Below are 18,361 nucleotides of genomic sequence, written 5' to 3'. Positions count from 1 at the left end.
GGCGGGGCCTCCGGAGGGGGGTGTCCGGAATGGCTTTCCTCACCGCGCTGCGCGCGAGTTGCGACGCTTTACTTCCGGACACCCCCCTCCTGCGACCCCGCCCCCCTCCCGCCGTCTCGGCCTGTCACGCCCGGTGGTCCTCGCCGTCGGCCGGTGGCACTGTGCCGCCAAGGGGGTCCGGTGCGCGCCGGGCAGCGGGCCGTCCCTACCGCCGAGGCGTCGCCGCCTCCTCCTTCCGGGCCAGGACCCCGACACCCGGTTCACAGCCCACGTTTGGGTAGCGTGCGCGCCCCGGTTTCGGGCAGGGGTGCTTCTTCTCATCCGCACTTGTCCACGGGCGGGGGCGAAACCGCTGCGTCGGGGGAGGGGGACGCGGAGGGGGTCGTGTCCGGGACGTAAAGCGTCGCAACTCGCGCGAAGCGCGGTGAGGAAAGCAGTCCCGGACATGACCACCGGAGCGGCACCCGGACGCCAGGCGGACAGGACCGGGCCACACTCGGCCACGTGACCCGGCCGGGAGGGACCGGGTCCTGCCCGGTGACGTGCCCGGGCGCCAGGCAGCCCGGTCCCGGCCGCCCCCGGGGGCGTAGCCCGGACCTACCGGGCCCCGCCCGGTACCGCGGCACCCGGACGCCAGGCGGACAGGACCGGGCCACACTCGGCCACGTGACCCGGCCGGAGGGACCGGGTCCTGCCCGGTGACGTGCCCGGGCGCCAGGCAGCCCGGTCCCGGCCGCACCCGGGGGCGTAGCCCGGACCTACCGGGCCCTGGCCCGGTACCGCGGCACCCGGATGCCAGGCGGACAGGACCGGGCCACACTCGGCCACGTGACCCGGCCGGAGGGACCGGGTCCTGCCCGGCGACGTTGCCCGGTCCCGGCCGCACCCGGTGATGTAGCCCGGACCCACCGGGACCCGCCCGGTGACGTTGCCCGGTCCCGGCCGCACCCGGGGGCGTAGCCCGGACCCACCGGGCCCTGCCCGGTACCGCCACCGGGGCCGACGCGCAGAGGGGGCGATCTACGGCCACGGGGAGTAACCTGGCTGCCGCCCGCCCAAGGGCTTCGCGACGATCCGATAACGACTGATGAACAGGTCTTTAACTGACATCTACGCGCGTTACGATCGCCGCGAACCCAGCGCCGGAAGTGGCGCTTTCGGTCAGGTTTAAGGAGCCCCCCAGTGCGCCGGATCACCAGGATCGCCACCGTGGGCATCGCGTCCGCGGCTCTCGCACTGTCTGCCACCGCGTGTGGCAGCGACTCGTCGTCCGGTTCGAGCAGCTCGGACGACAAGGGCGGCAAGGCCGCCATCGCGTACGACATCGGTGGCCGCGGCGACCAGTCGTTCAACGACGCCGCCTTCGCGGGCCTGGAGAGGGCCGAGAAGGAACTCGACATCGACGGCAACGACGCCGAGCCCAGCGAGGGGGAGGGTGACCCGGACAAGATCCAGCGCCTGACCGCGCTGGCTCGCGCCGGCAACAACCCGGTGATCGGTGTCGGTTTCGCCTACGCGCCCGCCATCGCGGAGGTCGCCCCGAAGTTCCCGAAGACGACCTTCGGTCTCATCGACGACACGTCGAAGACCGGCCCGAACATCGCCAACCTGGTGTTCAACGAGGAGCAGGGCTCCTACCTGGCCGGTGTCGCCGCCGCCAAGGTGACGAAGACGAACACCGTCGGCTTCATCGGTGGTGTCGAGACGCCGCTGATCAAGAAGTTCGAGGCGGGCTTCGTCCAGGGTGTCAAGGACACCAAGCAGGGCGTCAACGTCAAGGTCCAGTACCTGACGCAGCCGCCGGACTTCGGCGGCTTCTCGAAGCCGGACCTCGGCAAGGCCGCCGCGCAGGGCCAGCTCGACGCGGGCGCGGACGTGATCTATTCGGCCGCCGGTCTCGCGGGCTCCGGTGCGATCGAGGCGGCCGCCAAGGCCGACAAGTGGGCCATCGGCGTCGACTCGGACCAGTACAACCAGAAGGGTCTGGCCGCGTACAAGGACCACATCCTGACGTCGGTCACCAAGAACGTCTCGGGTGCCGTGTTCAACCTGATCAAGTCGGTTCAGGACGGCAACCCGCAGAACGGTGAGGTCCGCTACGGCCTCGAGGACGACGGTGTCGCCCTGTCCAAGTCCAACCCGGCCTTCACCAAGATGACGGACGTCATCGCGGCGGTCGACAAGGCCAAGGCCGACATCATCGCCGGCACGATCGAGGTCAAGACCGCTCCGTAACCGAGCGGCCGGTACCGCAGGTCCGCGGGCCCAAGGGGGCGCCAGCCCCCACGGCCCGCGGACCGGTTTCCGGCCTCCGGGTTTTGGTTTTCGGGAGCGCTACGCGCGTAGATGGCGTTCCGGCGCGATAACTTCGCCACGCCCCCATGACCACCACAGCCCGTCCTTTCCGCCTGCCCTCCCGCTCCTTTCCGCCAAGGAGAGTGCGTCATCAACGCGTCCAGTCCGTCACCGCCGCAGGCTGCTGCCGTAGAACTGCGCGGCATCACCAAGCGCTTCCCCGGCGTCGTCGCCAACCACGACATCGACATCACGATCCACCAGGGCACCGTGCACGCCCTCGTGGGTGAGAACGGTGCCGGCAAGTCGACCCTGATGAAGATCCTCTACGGCATGCAGAAGCCGGACGAGGGCACCATCACCGTCGGCGGCGACCAGGTCACCTTCTCGAGCCCCGCCGACGCCATCACGCGCGGCATCGGCATGGTGCACCAGCACTTCATGCTGGCCGACAACCTCACCGTCCTGGAGAACGTCGTCCTCGGCGGCGAGAAGCTGTACGGCATCGGCGGCAAGGCCCGGAAGAAGATCCTGGAGATCTCCGACGCCTACGGCCTCGGTGTACGCCCGGACGTTCTCGTCGAGCAGCTGGGTGTCGCCGACCGCCAGCGTGTCGAGATCCTCAAGGTCCTCTACCGCGGCGCCCGCACGCTGATCCTCGACGAGCCGACCGCCGTGCTCGTCCCGCAGGAGGTCGACGCGCTCTTCGCCAACCTGCGTGAGCTGAAGGCCGAGGGCCTGACCGTCATCTTCATCTCCCACAAGCTGGGCGAGGTGCTCTCGGTCGCCGACGAGATCACGGTCATCCGCCGGGGTACGACCGTCGGCACCGCCGACCCGCGCAGCACCACGACCAAGCAGCTCGCCGAGCTGATGGTCGGCACCGAACTGCCGTCGCCGGAGACCCGCGAGTCGACGGTCACGGACGTGCCGATGCTCGAGGTCGACGGCCTGCGGCTCACCGCCACCGACCCGGACGGCGTGGTCCGCGAGGTCCTCGACAGGATCGGCTTCACCATCCACAAGGGTGAGGTCATGGGTATCGCCGGTGTCGAGGGCAACGGCCAGACCGAGCTCATCGAGGCCCTGATCGGCCTGCGAGACCCCGACGCCGGTGTCATCACGCTCGACGGCGCCGACATCTCCCACGCCGCCACCCGCAAGCGCCGCGAGGCCGGCATCGGATACATCCCGGAGGACCGGCACCGGCACGGTCTGCTGCTGGAGTCCCCGCTGTGGGAGAACCGCATCCTCGGCCATGTGACGGAGAAGCCCAACAGCAGCAAGGGCCTGCTCGACCTCAAGGCCGCCCGCCAGGACACCGAGCGCATCGTGCGCGAGTACGACGTCCGCACGCCCGGTATCGAGGTCACCGCCGCCTCGTTGTCCGGCGGCAACCAGCAGAAGCTGATCGTCGGCCGCGAGATGAGCCACGCGCCCAAGCTGCTGATCGCCGCGCACCCCACCCGCGGTGTCGACGTCGGCGCGCAGTCGCAGATCTGGGACCAGATCCGCGAGGCGCGTCGCGAGGGCCTCGCGGTGCTGCTGATCTCCGCCGACCTGGACGAGCTCATCGGGCTCTCCGACACCCTGCGGGTGATGTACCGGGGCCGTCTGGTCGCGGACGCCGACCCCGCCACGATCACACCCGAGGAGCTGGGCACCGCCATGACCGGCGCCGCGTCCGGCCACCTCGAGCACCACGAGAACGGTGAGAGCCGATGAAGAAGTTCGACAAGGACCGGCTGCTCCTGGGCCTGGCGGGCCCGGCGCTCGCCCTGGTCGTGGCCTTCCTGCTCAGCTCCGTGGTGCTGATCGTCTCGGACCTCAGCCCGATCGAGCCGTACCGGCTGATGGTCGAGCAGATCGAGTTCACGGACGTCCAGGTCCTGATCCTCAACCAGACCGGCATCTACTATCTGGCTGCCCTGGCCGTCGCCATCGGCTTCCGGATGAACCTGTTCAACATCGGTGTCGACGGCCAGTACCGCCTCGCGGTCATGCTCGCCGCCGTCGTCGGTGCCGCGGTGGAGCTGCCCGGGCCGCTGCACATCCTGCTGATCGTGCTCGTCGCCATGGCCGTCGGTGCCTTCTGGGCGGGCATCGCGGGTGTCCTCAAGAGCACGCGCGGGGTGAGCGAGGTCGTCTCCACGATCATGCTCAACGCCATCGCGACCAGCCTGATCGCCTGGATGATCCTGCCGGCGAACCTCGGCGTGCGGCCGGAGGGTTCCAACGACCTGAACACCGGCATCATCGCCGAGTCCGGCTGGTTCCCGGGTCTGGAGCTGGACGGCGGCACCATCTACGGCTTCACCTTCGTCGCCTTCGCGCTCGGCATCGTCTACTGGTTCGTGCTGAACCGCACCCGGTTCGGCTTCGACCTGCGCGCCACCGGCGCCAGCGAGTCCGCCGCCCAGGCGAGCGGTGTCGACGCCAAGAGGATGATCCTCACGGCCATGCTCATCTCCGGCGCCATGGCGGGCCTGGCCGGTATGCCGATGCTGCTCGGCCAGACCCACACGTACAGCCTGAGCTTCCCGGTCGGTGTCGGCTTCACCGCCATCGGCATCGCCCTGCTCGGCCGCAACAACCCGATCGGCATCTTCTTCGCCTCGCTGCTCTTCGCCTTCCTGGACAAGACGGCGGAAGGCATCGGCCTGGAGGGCTACCCGAAGGAAATCGCGGTGATCATGCAGGGTCTGATCGTGATCGCGGTCGTCGTGTCCTACGAACTGGTCCGTCAGTACGGGCTCCGCCGTCAGCAGCAGAAGGTCGGCGAGGAGCTTGCCGCGCAGGCCCGCAAGAACAAGGAGGTCGCGGCATGAGCGAGTCGACGAGCACCGTCTCCATGGCCGGTACCGCGCCCAAGAAGACCGGCCGCCGCAGGCTGTCCCTGCCCGTCATCCTGCTGATCATCGCGGGCGGACTTGCTCTGTTCTCGCTGGTGCGCATCATCAGCGGCGCGAACGACCTCACCTCTGTCGGCCAGGTCTCCGGCGCGCTCCAGCTCGCCGTGCCGATCGGGCTCGCCGGTCTCGGCGGACTGTGGGCCGAGCGGGCCGGTGTCATCAACATCGGCCTCGAGGGCATGATGATCCTCGGCACCTGGTTCGGGGCCTGGGCGGGCTACCAGTGGGGACCGTGGACCGGTGTGCTGCTCGGCGTCGTCGGCGGTGCGCTCGGCGGTCTGCTGCACGCGGTGATGACGGTGACCTTCAAGGTCAACCACATCGTCTCCGGTGTCGCCATCACCATCCTGGCCTCCGGCCTCACCCGGTACATGTCGAACTTCACCTTCGCGGAGACCGAGGGCGGCTCCTCCAAGCAGTCCCCGCGTATCGACGCGATCGAGCGCATCACGGTCCCGGGTCTCTCCGACTGGTTGGGCGATCTCCAGGGCAAGCACTGGTTCTTCGTCTCCGACCTGGCAGGCGTCCTCGGGGGGCTGATGACCAACCTGTCCCTGCTGACGGTCGTCGCGCTGCTGCTGGTGCCCGGCACCTGGTGGGTGCTGTGGCGTACGGGCTTCGGTCTGCGGCTGCGCTCCTGTGGTGAGAACCCGGTCGCCGCCGAGTCGCTCGGCGTCAACGTCTACAAGTACAAGTACATCGCCGTGATCGTCTCCGGCGGCCTGGCGGGCCTCGGCGGCGCGTTCCTCGCGATCATCACCGGCATCTACCAGGAGGGCCAGACCGGCGGCCGCGGCTACATCGGTCTCGCCGCCATGATCTTCGGCAACTGGATGCCGGGCGGCATGGCACTGGGCGCGGGCCTGTTCGGCTTCACCGACAGCCTCAAGCTGCGCGGCGGAGCGGTGAACGTCCACGCGATGCTCCTGCTGCTCGCCATCCTGCTGCTGATCGCGGTGGTCTGGATGCTGTACCGGAAGAAGTACGTGCAGGCCGCGATCTCGGCGGTGTTCTCCGCGCTGCTGTTCACCTGGTACGCGCTCACCGACGAGCTGCCCAGCCAGTTCGTCGACGCCGCGCCGTACGTCGCCACGCTGCTGGTGCTCGCGGTGTCCGCGCAGCGGCTGCGCATGCCCAAGGCGAACGGCCGGCCGTACTTCAAGGGCCAGGGCAAGTGACGGACGACGGCGGCTTCGACTGGGAGGCCCTGCGGATACGGGCGCGTGAGGCGATGTCCCACGCGTACGCCCCGTACTCGGGCTTCCCGGTCGGCGTCGCCGCCCTCGTCGACGACGGCCGTACGGTCACCGGCTGCAACGTCGAGAACGCCTCGTACGGGCTCGGGCTGTGTGCCGAATGCGGCCTCGTCTCGCAGCTGCAGGCCACCGGCGGGGGCCGGCTGACGCACTTCACGTGCGTCGACGGCCGGGGCGAACTGCTGGTGCCGTGCGGCCGCTGCCGCCAGCTGCTGTACGAGTTCGGCGGGCCCGGCCTGTTGCTGGACACCCCGGGCGGCATCCTGCCGCTCTCCGAGATGCTGCCCCAGGCTTTCGGGCCCGGTCATCTCGACTGACGAACCCGCTCGACTGACAACACCCCGCGGCCCTCCCGCCCCTGGCGGGAGGGCCGCTCCCTTACCCTCTCTCTATGCGCGTAGAGCGCCGCTCGGAACAACCTGGAGGATTGCCATGGACGTCATCTCCGTCATCCGCACCAAGCGGGACCGCGGCGAACTGAGCCCCGAGCAGATCGACTGGGTGATCGACGCCTACACCCGCGGCGAGGTCGCCGACGAGCAGATGTCGGCGCTGGCCATGGCCATCCTCCTCAACGGCATGAACCGCACCGAGATCGCCCGCTGGACCGCCGCGATGATCGCCTCCGGCGAGCGGATGAACTTCGACTCGCTCTCCCGCCCCACCGCCGACAAGCACTCCACCGGCGGCGTCGGCGACAAGATCACGCTGCCGCTCGCGCCGCTGGTCGCCGCCTGCGGCGCGGCCGTGCCGCAGCTGAGCGGCCGCGGCCTCGGCCACACCGGCGGCACGCTCGACAAGCTGGAGTCCGTCCCCGGCTGGCGGGCTCTGCTGTCCAACGAGGAGATGCTGCACGTCCTCGACACGACCGGCGCGGTCATCTGCGCCGCCGGCGACGGTCTCGCCCCCGCCGACAAGAAGCTCTACGCCCTACGGGACGTCACCGGCACCGTCGAGGCGATCCCGCTGATCGCCTCCTCGATCATGTCGAAGAAGATCGCCGAGGGCACCGGTTCTCTCGTCCTCGACGTCAAGGTCGGCACCGGCGCTTTCATGAAGAACCTCGACGACGCCCGCGAACTCGCCTCCACGATGGTCGCGCTGGGCACCGACAGCGGCGTGAAGACCGTCGCCCTGCTCACCGACATGTCCACTCCGCTCGGCCTGACCGCGGGCAACGCCCTCGAGGTCCGCGAGTCCGTCGAGGTCCTGGCGGGCGGCGGCCCCGCCGACGTCGTCGAGCTGACCCTCGCGCTCGCCCGCGAGATGCTGGACGCCGCGGGCATCAAGGACGCCGACCCGGCGAAGGCACTCGCCGACGGCTCCGCGATGGACGTCTGGCGCCGCATGATCGCCGCGCAGGGCGGCGACCCCGACGCCACGCTGCCCGTCGCCCGCGAGCAGCACGTCGTCACCGCCCCCTCCTCGGGCGTCCTGACCCGCCTCGACGCCTACGACATCGGCATCGCCGCATGGCGCCTCGGGGCCGGCCGGGCCCGCAAGGAGGACCCGGTCCAGGCGGGTGCGGGCGTCGAGATGCACGCCAAGCCCGGCGACACCGTGACCGCCGGCCAGCCGCTGCTGACGCTTCACACGGACACCCCGGAGAAGTTCGAGTACGCGCTGGGGGCGCTGAACGCCGCCTACGACATCGCCGACGCCGGCACGGACTTCACGGCGAACCCCATCGTGCTCGACCGCATCGCCTGATCCCGTACGGGTGAACGGGACCGGTGGACCGCCGCCGGTCCCGTTCGGCGTGCTGGACTCGGTGACCCACCGACAGAGGAGACCGCCGTGAGCGCACTCGCCGTCGACCCTCCGACGGCCCAGGGCCACGAGTGGGACGGCCTGTCCGCCTCTGGGAGGAGACGGACTGGCCGGAGGGCAGCAAGGTGGAGATCATCGAGGGGATCATCACCGTGTCACCAGCGCTCACCAACGACCACAACACGATCCGCGGACGGTATACAGCGGCGCCTGTACTCCGTCATCCCCGAGGACTGGGGCACCTACCAGACGCTCGCCGTTGCAGTGCCCTCCCGGTCGGGGATGCACATCCCCGACCTGGTCGTTGCCCCGAAGGCCGCCCTGAACGAGCCCGGCAACTACATCCCCGCTGTCGCGGCCGAGCTCGTCGTCGAGATCACCTCGAAGTCGGACGCCCGCCACGATCGCATCAGCAAGCCCGCCGGCTACGCCACAGCCGGGGTACCGCTGTACCTGCTCATCGACGGCTGGGCCCCCGGCGGGCCTACCGTCACGCTCTACGGACAGCCCACGGGCGATGTCTACCGGATGCTTGCCGCCGGTGAGTTCGGCGACGCCATCCACCTTCCTGAGCCCTTCGACCTGAAGATCGACACGGCGGCCTTCCCGGTCGACTGAGGCGCAGGGGCCAGGTCCGCCCCGCGTCAGCCACTGCCGCGATGAGTTCCCGTCGCGGCGGCGGTCATCCCCCTGTGGAAGCCATTCAGCCTGCTGTCATGTCCATCGCCGGGAGGATCACCCCCGGTGATGTGCCGCGCCTCTGCGAGGAGCTCCGCAGCCTGCTCCATGAGCACGGAGCAGGCGGTGCCCCTCCCGACGAGGTGTTCTGCGACACCGGCGGACTCACGCAGGTGAACCTGGCCACCGTGGACGCCCTGGCGCGCCTGCACCTTGTCGCGCGCAGGCAGAGCAGCCGGATCCGGCTTCAAAACGCCGGACCCGACCTGCTCGCCCTGCTGGAGCTGGTGGGCCTGCCGGAACTGGCCGACGCCGCCTGCCGAGAGGCCCCGGATCCGCCCTAGCCCCGGGATGCCTCCGCCGACACCGGCTCGCCCTCCTTGTCCAGCCGCGCCGGCAGGTCGAAGAGCGGGAACCAACGCTTGGTGTCCAGGAAGAAGTCCATCCCGCCGACCTTGCCCTCGGAGAGCGCGAGGACGATGAGCGCCCACGGCTCGTACCCCTCGCCGTCCGCCGACGGGTGGTAGTGCGCGAAGGCCGGGACGCCGTTCGCCACGGTCGGGACCAGCTTCGAACCCCGGCAGACCTCGCCGACGCCGAGCATCCAGCCCACGATGTCGTCGTGCCCGCGCAGCCACAGGTCGTACGGCGGCATGCTCATGGTCGCGTCCTCGTGGAGCAGCGCCGTCAGGGCCTTCATGTCGTACCCCTCGAAGGCCGCGACATAGCGGTTCAGCAGGTCCTGCTGCTCCTCGTCGAGCGGGTCCGCGGCGTCCGACGCGGTGGGCCGCTGCTCGGCGAGGGTCGCCCGGGCCCGCTGGAGGGCGCTGTTGACCGAGGCGACCGTGGTGCCGAGGAGCTCGGCCACCTCGCTCGCCTTCCAGGCCAGCACCTCGCGCAGGATCAGCACGGCCCGCTGCTGGGGCGGGAGATGTTGCAGAGCGGCGAGGAAGGCCAACCGGATCGTCTCCCGCTCCACCGCCGTCTCCGCCGGGTCCACCACCGAAGGGAGCACCCGTCCGTCCGGCACCGGCTCCAGCCAGGTGATCTCGGGGCGGGCATTGAGCTGGGCCTGGGCGACCGGCGTCGGGCCGGACAGATCCATCGGCCGGGCGCGGCGGTTGCCCGCGTTCAGCATGTCCAGGCACACGTTCGTCGCGATCCGGTACAGCCACGAGCGCAGCGAGGAACGGCCCTCGAACTTGTCGAAGCTGCGCCACGCCCGGACCATCGTGTCCTGGACCGCGTCCTCCGCCTCGAAGGACGAGCCGAGCATCCGGTAGCAGTAGCCGGTCAGTTCTCTTCGGTGCTGCTCCAGTCGCGCATCCAGGTCCTGCGTCGTCGCGAGGTCACTCATGCGGGTCCACCCCTGTCACCCATCGGTACCACTGCTTCGAAAGCTACCGCAGGGCACTGACACTCACCGCCCGACAGGGGATCCGGTCGGAATCCGCGACCGTGCGGTTCCGTTCAGCTCCTTTTCGTGCACCCGGCCGTTCGGCTCCTTTCCGTGCATCCGGCCGTGTGGCGCCGTGCGGTTATGCCCGGCCGTGTGGCGCCGGGGCGGTCGGCGCCCGACGGTCACGCGCCGGGGCGTTCTGCGCCCGCTTCCGAGCGCGCTCAGTGCCCCGCGACCGCCGGTACCGGCCGCCTGGCCTGCGCCCGGGCCGCGTGCGTCCCGTACAGCGTGACCGACACGACCCCGAGGACCGCCAGCAGTCCCAGCAGTACCGTGCCGCTCCAGCCGCCGGAGTGGAAGGCGACCGCGCCGAGCGTGCCGCCCGCACTGCTGCCCAGGTAGTACGCGGACTGGTAGAGCGCGGACGCCTGGGCGCGGCCCGTCGTCGCCGTACGGCTCACCGAGGAGGAGGCCACCGCGTGGCCCGCGAAGAAGCCGGCGGTGATCAGGACGAGGCCGAGCAGCACCGCCGTCAGCGTGTCCGCGAGCGACAGCAGCAGCCCCGCCGCGGTCGTCGTCACCGCCAGGTACAGCGCGCCCCGGCGGCCCATGCGGGCGACCAGCCCGCCGGCCGCCGCGGAGGAGACCGTACCGACGAGGTACACCAGGAAGACGGAGCCGATCACTCCCTGGGGGAGGCTGAACGGAGCCTCGGCCAGGCGGTATCCGATCACCGTGTAGACGGCGCCGAAGACGGTCATGAACAGGGCGCCGATCGCGTACAGCCGCATCAGCAGCGGATCGGCTAGATGGCCTCGGACCGCCCTCGTCAGGGCGCGCGGGTTCAGCGTGCCCGGGGTGAAGTGCCGTGCCTTCGGCAGCAGCGCGCGGAAGACGAGCGCGCAGAGCAGCGCCATCACGCCGACCGCGGCGAGCCCGGCCCGCCAGCCGAATGCCTGCGCCACCCAGCCGGTCACGATCCGGCCGCTCATGCCTCCGATGCTGTTGCCCGCCACGAACAGGCCGATCGCGCCGACCAGTGCCTTCGGCCGGACCTCCTCCGCGAGGAACGCCATCGCCGACGCCGGCACTCCGGCCAGCGCCGCGCCCTGCACGGCGCGCAGCGCCACCAGCGATTCGACGTTCGGGGCGAACGGCACCAGCAGACCCACCACGACCGCGACCACGAGGGACACGTTCATGACCGTGGTGCGCCCGTAGCGCTCGGACAGTGCGCTCAGCGGCAGGACGCACAGCGCCAGCGCGCCCGTCGCGGCGGAGACCGTCCAGCTGGCGGTGCCCGCGGTGACGCCGAAGTCGGCGGAGACGGCGGGCAGCAGGGCCTGCGTGGAGTAGAGGAGGGCGAAGGTCGCCATTCCGGCGGCGAAGAGAGCGAAGCTCATGCGGCGGTAGCCGGGCGCGCCGGGGGAGAGGAGTTCGGGAGACGACGGGGCGGCGCCCACGGTGGTGGGCGCCTTGGTACTGGCAGGAGGCATACGTCGAAGGTAGGGCGCCGCTTTTCATGCGTCCAATGCATGAAACGGCGATAATCGTTCCCATGGTGCATCAACACAGTTCAGGGCCTCGCCTGTCACCAGGTAGTTACGAAGAAGACATCACGCTGGAGCTTGCTCCCCGCCTCGCGTACTTCGCGGGAGTCGCCCGGCACGAGCATGTGACGCGCGCCGCACAGGACATGGGCGTCCCGCAGTCGACGCTGTCGCGGGCGATCGTCCGCCTCGAAGCGGACCTGGGTGTCACGCTGTTCGCGCGCAAAGGCCGCACCGTCGCCCTCACGCCCGCAGGCCGGGCCTTCCTCGCCTCGGTGGAGCGGGCACTGGCCGAAGTGGAGCGGGCCGCCGAGTCCGTACGCGCCGACACCGACCCGCGTTCGGGCAAGGTCGCCTTCGGCTTCCTGCACACCATGGGCTCGGAGACGGTGCCCGGTCTCATCCGCGCCTTCCGCGCGGACCACCCGCGTATCCGCTTCACCCTCGTCCAGAACTACGGCGAGGCGATGATCGAACGGCTCCGGGCGGGAGAGCTGGACCTGTGCCTCACCTCGCCCGTGCCCGACGCCCCCGACCTCGTCGCCCGCCGCCTCGACGAACAGCGGCTGCGGCTCGTCGTCCCCGACGACCACCGGCTCGCGGGCCGCAAGCGCGTCCGCCTCGCGGAGGCCGCCGACGAGTCCTTCGTGACGCTCGAACCGGGCTACGGGCTCCGGCGCATCACCGACGACCTGTGCGCCGAGGCGGGCTTCACCCCGCGCGTCGCCTTCGAGGGCGAGGAGGCGGAGACACTGCGCGGACTGGTGGCGGCCGGTCTGGGGGTGGCCCTGCTGCCGCCGCCGGCCGTCGCCCGCCCGGGGGTCGTGGAACTGACGGTGACGGCGCCCAGGGCGGCCCGCGAGATCGGCGTCGCGTGGCTCGACGGCCATCCCGACACCCCGCCGGTCGCGGAGTTCAAGCGCTTCCTGCTGTCCCGGCGGGGCCGGCTCCTGCCGGACTGACCACCGGCCCGCCGCCCGTCAGTGCACCCCCGTCGAGCCGGGCCCGCCCACGCGGATCGCCTTGGCGGACAGACCCTCCGGGTTGTCGACGAAGCCCGTGCCGGGGGCGAGCGGCTCGGCGCCCAGCTTGGTGGCGGTGACGATCTCGTTCCCGGCGCCGCGACTGCGCCGCCACCTGCCGAGCGGCGCCTCGCTCTGGGCGTGCATTGCCGCTGCGCGGCAACCGCCCGCCGGGCAGTATCCGCCTCGCCGGTGTTCGAGGCACGGTCCGGGGCAGCGCCCCGACGAGACGGGCGCGTTCGAGCCTTCCCGGTGTTCGAGGCGCGGGGGGCCAAGGGGCGGAGCCCCGGTTGTGGGAAGGGGCGGGGAGGGGATCACCCCGCCCGCCGCAGGCGCCCCGTCAGCCGCGCAACGACCGCCCGAAGCCGGCCGCCAGCGGCATCCGGAGGCCGAGCGGCGGCGGCGCCGCCAGCGCGTCCGCGACCGGCCGCGCGTAGCTGCCCGTGAACAGCGAGCCGCGCACGAAGTCGACGGCCAGCGCGTGCACTTCCTCCTGGTACTGGCGCAGCGCGTGCCCGTCCGAGTGCACCTCGAAGCGGCAGATGTCGCGGTGGGACTTCTTGGCGCGTTCGGCGAGCCGGTAGGAGAGCTCCGGGTCGGTGCGCGCGTCGTTGGTGCCGTGCACGATCAGCACCCGCCGGCCCGCCAGCTGCCGTACCGGCTCGGGCTCCGCCGCCGTGTTCCCCTCCGGCAGCCAGGGCGCCAGTGCGAGCACGGAGTTGACGGCGGGATGCCCCGCCGCGCGCAGCGCGGCCCGTCCGCCCATGCCGTGGCCCGCCAGGCACACCGGCACGTCGCCGTAGCGGCGTACGACCTCCTCGACCGCCCAGGCCGCGTCCGCGGCGAGCTGCGCGTCGGCGCCGTTCCAGCCCCGGCCGCGGTACCGGACGCCGTGCACCGTCAGCCCGTCGTCGCGCCCCGCTCTGGCCAGCGTGCGGCCCAGCGGCAGCGCCGCGGCGTACGACAGGGCCGACGCCCTGCGCGCCGACTCGGGCTCGCCGTCCGGCAGGAGCAGCACCACTCCGGCCACCGTCGCGTCGTACCCGCCGCCCCGGGCGCCGGAGCGCCGCGGCAGGCTGCCCAGCCTCGCCCGCGGAGCTGCCCGCCCCCCTCGCGCCTCGTGTGGGACCGTAGTCCCACCGTGGGCGCTCGCCCCTCCGGCCGCGGCTGCCGGGCGCCCCCACCACCGGGGCAGTGCCTGGTGTCCCATGGCAGAACAGTCTCAGAAGGCGAGGTGTACGCCACCCGTACGCGCGGTCACTGTTACGTATCGACAGGCCGCCGGAGGGGGCGCGCTCTACGCGCGTAGGGGCTAGAGTGCGCAGATGACGAGCCAGACCCTCAATTCGCCCACCGCGGACCAGATCCGCCGCGCCCCGAAGGCGCTGCTCCACGACCACCTCGACGGCGGTCTGCGGCCCGGCACGATCATCGACCTCGCCCGTGACGCCGGCTACGAGGCACTGCCCGAGACGGAGCCCGACAAGCTGGGCATCTGGTTCCGGGAAGCAGCCGACTCCGGTTCACTGGAGCGCTACCTGGAGACCTTCGCGCACACCTGCGCCGTCATGCAGAGCCGTGACGCGCTGTTCCGTGTGGCGGCCGAGTGCGCGCAGGACCTGGCGGAGGACGGAGTCGTCTACGCCGAGGTCCGGTACGCTCCCGAGCAGCACCTCGAGGGCGGGCTCACCCTCGAGGAGGTCGTCGAGGCGGTCAACGACGGTTTCCGCGAAGGCGAGCGGCGGGCCAGGGCGGACGGCCACCGCATCAGGGTCGGCGCCCTGCTGACCGCGATGCGGCACGCCGCCCGCGCGCTGGAGATCGCCGAACTCGCCAACGGGTACCGCGACAACGGCGTCGTCGGCTTCGACATCGCCGGGGCCGAGGCCGGCTTCCCGCCCACCCGGCACCTCGACGCCTTCGAGTACCTGAAGCGCGAGAACAACCACTTCACCATCCACGCGGGTGAGGCGTTCGGCCTGCCGTCGATCTGGCAGGCCCTCCAGTGGTGCGGCGCCGACCGTCTCGGCCACGGCGTACGGATCATCGACGACATCGAGGTCGCCGACGACGGCTCCGTGACGCTGGGCAGGCTCGCGGCGTACGTACGGGACAAGCGCATCCCACTGGAGATGTGCCCGACGTCCAACCTGCAGACGGGGGCCGCGGACTCGATCGCGCGGCACCCCATCGGGCTGCTGCGGAAGCTGCACTTCAGGGCCACCGTCAACACCGACAACCGGCTGATGAGCGGCACCAGCATGAGCCGTGAATTCGAGCTGCTGAACGAGGCGTTCGGATACACGCTCGACGACATGCAGTGGTTCACCGTCAACGCGATGAAGTCCGCGTTCATCCCTTTCGATGAACGACTGGCGATGATCAATGATGTGATCAAGCCCGGCTACGCCGAACTCAAGTCCGAATGGCTGTTCAGGCAGACCGCCACCGCCGGGAACTGAGCACCGGACGTCACCCGTACGACGCCTACACGAAGCGGCCGGAGCCGTCAATTTCCGGCCGCTTCGGGGTGTTTGCGGTGGCTGTGCGAGGGTGGCTAGCTTGCTGAGCCGCTCATGTTCCCGTCCCCAAGGATTCGTTCCTGATGAAGCACTCTGCTGCCAAGACCCTCGGCGTCGCCGCTCTCGGTGCCGCCTTCGCCGCTGCCGCCGCGGGGTCCGCCTCCGCGGCCCCCGCGGTGCCCGACCTGACCGGCGCGCTCGGCAACGTCTCCCACACGCTGCCGTTGAACGAGGTCACCGAGAAGCTTCCGGTGGGCGCCGCCGAGTCGCTGACCGGTGGTCAGAGCGCTGTCACCGACAGCGCGTCCACTCTGCCCGCGGCCGCGCAGGGCGCCGTGGGCGAGGTCGCCCCGGCCGGCGCGACCGAGCAGGTCGCCGGTCTGCTCGGCGGCCTGCCGGTGCTCGGCGGCGGCTCTCCCCTCGACAGCCTGGGCGGCGGACTGCCGGTCGGCAACGGTCTGCCCGGCCTCGGCGGCTGACGACACCGCCCGAGGGCGACGTACGCGGGGCGCACGCCCGGACAGGGTGTGCGCCCTGCGGCGCCTGTGCCAAGATCACCGGTATGCGAGCCACGATCACCGGACTTCGTGCACTCGGTGCCCTCTGCGCACTGCTGCTGGCCACGGCCGGCTGTACGAGCCGCGACGGCTCCGCCCAGGCCCGGGCCGGCGGCACATCGACGGGAACGGGCCCGGCCACGGGCACCGACGCGGCCAAGGGCGGCGGCTCCGGTGGCGACGCCTCCGTACCGCTGACCGCACCCGAACTGGAGCGGGCGGCCCTCGCCACCGGCGACCTGCCGGGGTTCCAGGTCTCCGCCGGCAGGAGCGTGCTCTCGCCCACCGGGCAGCCCCGCGCCGACAAGGCCGAGTGCCAGCCGCTGGCCGACGCCATGGGAGAGCATCCCGACCCGCGGGCCGGGCACACCGTCGACAGGGGCCTCGGCTCGCTCGACGACCTCGGCCTCGCCGTCTCGACGTCACTCAGCTCGTACCGCGAGACCGATGCCGAGGCACTGATCGGCGGCCTGGAAGCCGCGATCGCCGCGTGCGGAGGTGGCTTCGGGGCGACGCTGGACGGCCGCGGCGCCACCTACCGCGAGGTGAAGGCGGTGTCGTTCAGCGCCCGCGGCGGCGACGAGGCGGTCAGCTGGACCACCGTCGCCGCCGACGAGGCGGCCGTCGCACCCGTACACGTGGTCGTCGTCAGAAAGGGCGCGACCGTGGCCCGCTTCACGGCCTTCGACCTCGCGGGACGGAAGCCGCCGCGGGTCCCCGAGGAGGTCGTCGGCGAACAGCTCGCGAAGGTCGCGCGGCAGCTCGCCCGCTGACCGTCCCGGGGGGCGGCGTTTCACCAGGCGTCGGTGGCCGTCTTCTCGGCCGGCAGCAGTATCCACAGCGCCAGATAGAGCAGGAACTGCGGACCCGGCAGCAGACACGAGGCGACGAAGATGACGCGCATCGTGGTGGCCGACGTACCGAAGCGCCTGGCCAGCGCGGCGCACACACCGCCGATCATGCGGCCGTCACGGGGGCGGACGATTGCGGCCATGGTGGGCTCCTTCGCGAGTCGTTTCCCGGGAGCCTCTCCATGTGCTCCCGATGTATCCATGGTGACTTCGCGAAGGTGACGAAGCGTCGCTCTACGGGGCGATCCCGACCCTGGGAATCGTCGGGGTCGCACCCTGAGCGCTCTCCTCCCGGAGCACGGCCCCACGTCGCACCTCGCGCCCACGGCCGCGATGCGCAGTCCCGGACCGGGTACGCAGCAGCCTGCGGCGCAGCCGGGCCCGGCCCGCCGGCACGATTGCGAGGTGGGCGAGCGCCACACCCGCCGTGTTCAGCATCAGCGAGTCGACGTCGACGACCTGGCCGGGCACCCCGGTCTGCAGCAGCTCGATGCCGAGCGACAACAGCGCACCGGCGGCCACCGTGCGGGTCAGCGACGCCCAGGGCGACACGGCGAGCCGGCCGCCCGCCATCGGCAGCAGGATTCCGAGCGGCGCCAGCAGGAGCAGTCCCCCGCCGATGCGCCGGACGGCCTCCACGGGCCCCAGCTCCAGAGCGGTCCTGATCCCGGCGAACGGTTCCAGATTCGCCGCCGTCACCCACATCACGTCGAGTGGTCGCAGCGTCAGCCAGGAAACGAGCAGCAGATGGGCGAGGAGGAGGGCGACCCCCGCCGCGCGGAAGCGGATGGCGGCACTGCCGCCCGAACCTTGACGCTGCACGCACCCCTAGACGCACACCCGGCGGGAAACGGTTCCGCGCGGACCTCCCGCCCGGTGGCCGAGTGCTCCTACGAGGCCGACGGGCCGGGTGACGGCAGTGCGCTCAGCGTGGGCACCGCGCGTTCCGGCCGCTCCTTGGTGAGCGCGGAGCACGCGTACGCACGCGGTGCGTAGTCACCGGGCCCGCCGAGCACCACGGCGCCGCCCGCCCCGGCGGCCCGGCTCTCCGCCAGCGTGCACACGATCTGGGCCAGCGCCGGTGCAGGCAGGTCCTCCGGCTGGCGGCTCAGCCGCAGCGTCCCGGCGGGGTCGCCGCTCCGGGCGCCGCTCACCAGCAGCGGCCCCGGTACGTACGTCGCGAAGCCCGCCTCCTGCTCCGGCGGCGAGGGCTCCTTCAGCAACTCGTCCAGCACCGCCTGGGCGAACCCGGTCGGGCTGTCGGCGGCCTTGCTCTCGGAGATCTCCGCCGTGCGGTCGACGGACACCAGCTGCGTGGCACACACCAGGTAGACCCGGACCGGTACGCCCTGCTCCTGTGCCTGCGGGGTGATGCTCTCGCCGGACACCTCGCACGGGACCCGCGACGGCGCCGCTCCGGCGTCCACGGGCACCTGTGTGGTCCTGATCCCGCAGCCGCCGAGGGCGAGCACCCCGGCGGCCACCGCGACGGCGACGGCCGCGGGCCGGCTGCCCCGGCGACGCAGGCGGGCGCCGCCCGTGGCCGACG

At 71.5% G+C, this 18,361-nt stretch carries 17 protein-coding genes and 2 pseudogenes; 12 read left to right on the top strand and 7 right to left on the bottom strand.

Features of this window, described 5'->3' with window-relative positions; translation table 11 throughout:
• The first annotated feature begins 1,182 nt into the window (after nucleotides 1-1,182).
• The 8 genes and pseudogenes from AB0903_RS10975 (at nucleotide 1,183) to AB0903_RS10940 (ending at nucleotide 9,255) form a co-directional block, all read left to right on the top strand.
• Nucleotides 1,183-2,235 (top strand): BMP family ABC transporter substrate-binding protein, encoded by a 1,053-nt coding sequence (locus tag AB0903_RS10975; RefSeq protein ID WP_366701247.1) that lies wholly within the window; start codon nucleotides 1,183-1,185, stop codon nucleotides 2,233-2,235.
• Between the two features lie 303 nt (nucleotides 2,236-2,538).
• Nucleotides 2,539-4,020 carry an ABC transporter ATP-binding protein gene (locus tag AB0903_RS10970; protein ID WP_366701433.1) on the top strand — a complete coding sequence of 494 codons (1,482 nt, stop codon included), beginning with the start codon at nucleotides 2,539-2,541 and terminating at the stop codon, nucleotides 4,018-4,020.
• Nucleotides 4,017-5,123, top strand: coding sequence for an ABC transporter permease (locus AB0903_RS10965; protein WP_366701245.1), 1,107 nt, complete (start codon nucleotides 4,017-4,019; stop codon nucleotides 5,121-5,123). Before AB0903_RS10970 ends, AB0903_RS10965 begins: the two co-directional genes overlap by 4 nt.
• Nucleotides 5,120-6,385: an ABC transporter permease gene (locus AB0903_RS10960; RefSeq protein WP_366701243.1), complete on the top strand. Its 1,266-nt coding sequence runs from the start codon at nucleotides 5,120-5,122 to the stop codon at nucleotides 6,383-6,385. Before AB0903_RS10965 ends, AB0903_RS10960 begins: the two co-directional genes overlap by 4 nt.
• On the top strand, nucleotides 6,382-6,780 hold the full coding sequence (locus AB0903_RS10955) for a cytidine deaminase (protein ID WP_366701241.1): 399 nt from the start codon (nucleotides 6,382-6,384) through the stop codon (nucleotides 6,778-6,780). Before AB0903_RS10960 ends, AB0903_RS10955 begins: the two co-directional genes overlap by 4 nt.
• Nucleotides 6,781-6,895: 115 nt before the next feature.
• Nucleotides 6,896-8,173, top strand: a complete 1,278-nt coding sequence (locus AB0903_RS10950; protein ID WP_366701239.1) for a thymidine phosphorylase — start codon at nucleotides 6,896-6,898, stop codon at nucleotides 8,171-8,173.
• Between the two features lie 87 nt (nucleotides 8,174-8,260).
• A pseudogene (locus tag AB0903_RS10945) lies at nucleotides 8,261-8,851 on the top strand (Uma2 family endonuclease).
• Nucleotides 8,852-8,949: 98 nt separating this feature from the next.
• Nucleotides 8,950-9,255: an STAS domain-containing protein gene (locus tag AB0903_RS10940; protein ID WP_366701237.1), complete on the top strand. Its 306-nt coding sequence runs from the start codon at nucleotides 8,950-8,952 to the stop codon at nucleotides 9,253-9,255.
• Here the strand turns inward: AB0903_RS10940 and AB0903_RS10935 are convergent.
• Both AB0903_RS10935 and AB0903_RS10930 read right to left on the bottom strand, forming a co-directional pair.
• Nucleotides 9,252-10,268, bottom strand: coding sequence for a sigma-70 family RNA polymerase sigma factor (locus AB0903_RS10935; protein ID WP_366701235.1), 1,017 nt, complete (start codon nucleotides 10,266-10,268; stop codon nucleotides 9,252-9,254). The two genes, AB0903_RS10940 and AB0903_RS10935, sit on opposite strands and share 4 nt — an antisense overlap.
• A 263-nt stretch (nucleotides 10,269-10,531) precedes the next feature.
• A complete protein-coding gene (locus AB0903_RS10930) occupies nucleotides 10,532-11,806 on the bottom strand; it encodes an MFS transporter (RefSeq protein WP_366701233.1) in 1,275 nt (424 codons plus the stop codon).
• A gap of 62 nt (nucleotides 11,807-11,868) precedes the next feature.
• Between AB0903_RS10930 and AB0903_RS10925 the strand changes: the two genes are divergently transcribed.
• Entirely contained in the window at nucleotides 11,869-12,822 is a 954-nt protein-coding gene (locus tag AB0903_RS10925) for a LysR family transcriptional regulator (RefSeq protein ID WP_366701231.1), read from the top strand.
• A gap of 51 nt (nucleotides 12,823-12,873) precedes the next feature.
• Here AB0903_RS10925 and AB0903_RS10920 read toward each other — a convergent pair.
• Both AB0903_RS10920 and AB0903_RS10915 read right to left on the bottom strand, forming a co-directional pair.
• A pseudogene (locus AB0903_RS10920) lies at nucleotides 12,874-13,020 on the bottom strand (aldo/keto reductase); the annotation flags it as partial.
• A gap of 202 nt (nucleotides 13,021-13,222) precedes the next feature.
• Nucleotides 13,223-13,957, bottom strand: coding sequence for an alpha/beta hydrolase (locus tag AB0903_RS10915; protein WP_366701431.1), 735 nt, complete (start codon nucleotides 13,955-13,957; stop codon nucleotides 13,223-13,225).
• A gap of 250 nt (nucleotides 13,958-14,207) precedes the next feature.
• Between AB0903_RS10915 and AB0903_RS10910 the strand changes: the two genes are divergently transcribed.
• From AB0903_RS10910 to AB0903_RS10900, 3 genes are all read left to right on the top strand, one after another.
• Nucleotides 14,208-15,344, top strand: a complete 1,137-nt coding sequence (locus tag AB0903_RS10910) for an adenosine deaminase (RefSeq protein ID WP_366701230.1) — start codon at nucleotides 14,208-14,210, stop codon at nucleotides 15,342-15,344.
• Between the two features lie 143 nt (nucleotides 15,345-15,487).
• Nucleotides 15,488-15,883 carry an ATP-binding protein gene (locus AB0903_RS10905; RefSeq protein WP_366701229.1) on the top strand — a complete coding sequence of 132 codons (396 nt, stop codon included), beginning with the start codon at nucleotides 15,488-15,490 and terminating at the stop codon, nucleotides 15,881-15,883.
• Between the two features lie 83 nt (nucleotides 15,884-15,966).
• Nucleotides 15,967-16,734 carry a hypothetical protein gene (locus AB0903_RS10900; RefSeq protein ID WP_366701227.1) on the top strand — a complete coding sequence of 256 codons (768 nt, stop codon included), beginning with the start codon at nucleotides 15,967-15,969 and terminating at the stop codon, nucleotides 16,732-16,734.
• A 20-nt stretch (nucleotides 16,735-16,754) separates the two neighbouring features.
• Here the strand turns inward: AB0903_RS10900 and AB0903_RS10895 are convergent, their stop codons facing one another.
• The 3 genes from AB0903_RS10895 to AB0903_RS10885 all read right to left on the bottom strand — a co-directional run bounded on the left by AB0903_RS10895 (nucleotide 16,755) and on the right by AB0903_RS10885 (nucleotide 18,338).
• The gene (locus AB0903_RS10895; protein ID WP_366701225.1) at nucleotides 16,755-16,955 is read right to left on the bottom strand and encodes a PspC domain-containing protein; all 201 of its coding nucleotides are present in this window, start codon (nucleotides 16,953-16,955) and stop codon (nucleotides 16,755-16,757) included.
• Between the two features lie 91 nt (nucleotides 16,956-17,046).
• The gene (locus AB0903_RS10890; RefSeq protein WP_366701223.1) at nucleotides 17,047-17,634 is read right to left on the bottom strand and encodes a VanZ family protein; all 588 of its coding nucleotides are present in this window, start codon (nucleotides 17,632-17,634) and stop codon (nucleotides 17,047-17,049) included.
• A gap of 68 nt (nucleotides 17,635-17,702) precedes the next feature.
• Nucleotides 17,703-18,338: a hypothetical protein gene (locus AB0903_RS10885; RefSeq protein WP_366701430.1), complete on the bottom strand. Its 636-nt coding sequence runs from the start codon at nucleotides 18,336-18,338 to the stop codon at nucleotides 17,703-17,705.
• Nucleotides 18,339-18,361 lie beyond the last annotated feature (23 nt).

It is taken from the genome of Streptomyces sp. NPDC048389, assembly GCF_040706335.1.
GTDB lineage: Bacteria > Actinomycetota > Actinomycetes > Streptomycetales > Streptomycetaceae > Streptomyces.
Note: the sequence above shows the minus strand (reverse complement) of the source record. Positions and strands in the feature narration are given on the sequence as shown.

Coding starts and splice junctions, on each gene's coding strand:
- AB0903_RS10965 (WP_366701245.1), top strand. CDS start 4,017: ATGAAGAAGTTCGACAAGGACCGGCTGCTCCTGGGCCTGGCGGGCCCG.
- AB0903_RS10960 (WP_366701243.1), top strand. CDS start 5,120: ATGAGCGAGTCGACGAGCACCGTCTCCATGGCCGGTACCGCGCCCAAG.
- AB0903_RS10950 (WP_366701239.1), top strand. CDS start 6,896: ATGGACGTCATCTCCGTCATCCGCACCAAGCGGGACCGCGGCGAACTG.
- AB0903_RS10940 (WP_366701237.1), top strand. CDS start 8,950: ATGTCCATCGCCGGGAGGATCACCCCCGGTGATGTGCCGCGCCTCTGC.
- AB0903_RS10935 (WP_366701235.1), bottom strand. CDS start 10,268: ATGAGTGACCTCGCGACGACGCAGGACCTGGATGCGCGACTGGAGCAG.
- AB0903_RS10930 (WP_366701233.1), bottom strand. CDS start 11,806: ATGCCTCCTGCCAGTACCAAGGCGCCCACCACCGTGGGCGCCGCCCCG.
- AB0903_RS10925 (WP_366701231.1), top strand. CDS start 11,869: ATGGTGCATCAACACAGTTCAGGGCCTCGCCTGTCACCAGGTAGTTAC.
- AB0903_RS10910 (WP_366701230.1), top strand. CDS start 14,208: ATGACGAGCCAGACCCTCAATTCGCCCACCGCGGACCAGATCCGCCGC.
- AB0903_RS10905 (WP_366701229.1), top strand. CDS start 15,488: ATGAAGCACTCTGCTGCCAAGACCCTCGGCGTCGCCGCTCTCGGTGCC.
- AB0903_RS10900 (WP_366701227.1), top strand. CDS start 15,967: ATGCGAGCCACGATCACCGGACTTCGTGCACTCGGTGCCCTCTGCGCA.
- AB0903_RS10895 (WP_366701225.1), bottom strand. CDS start 16,955: ATGGCCGCAATCGTCCGCCCCCGTGACGGCCGCATGATCGGCGGTGTG.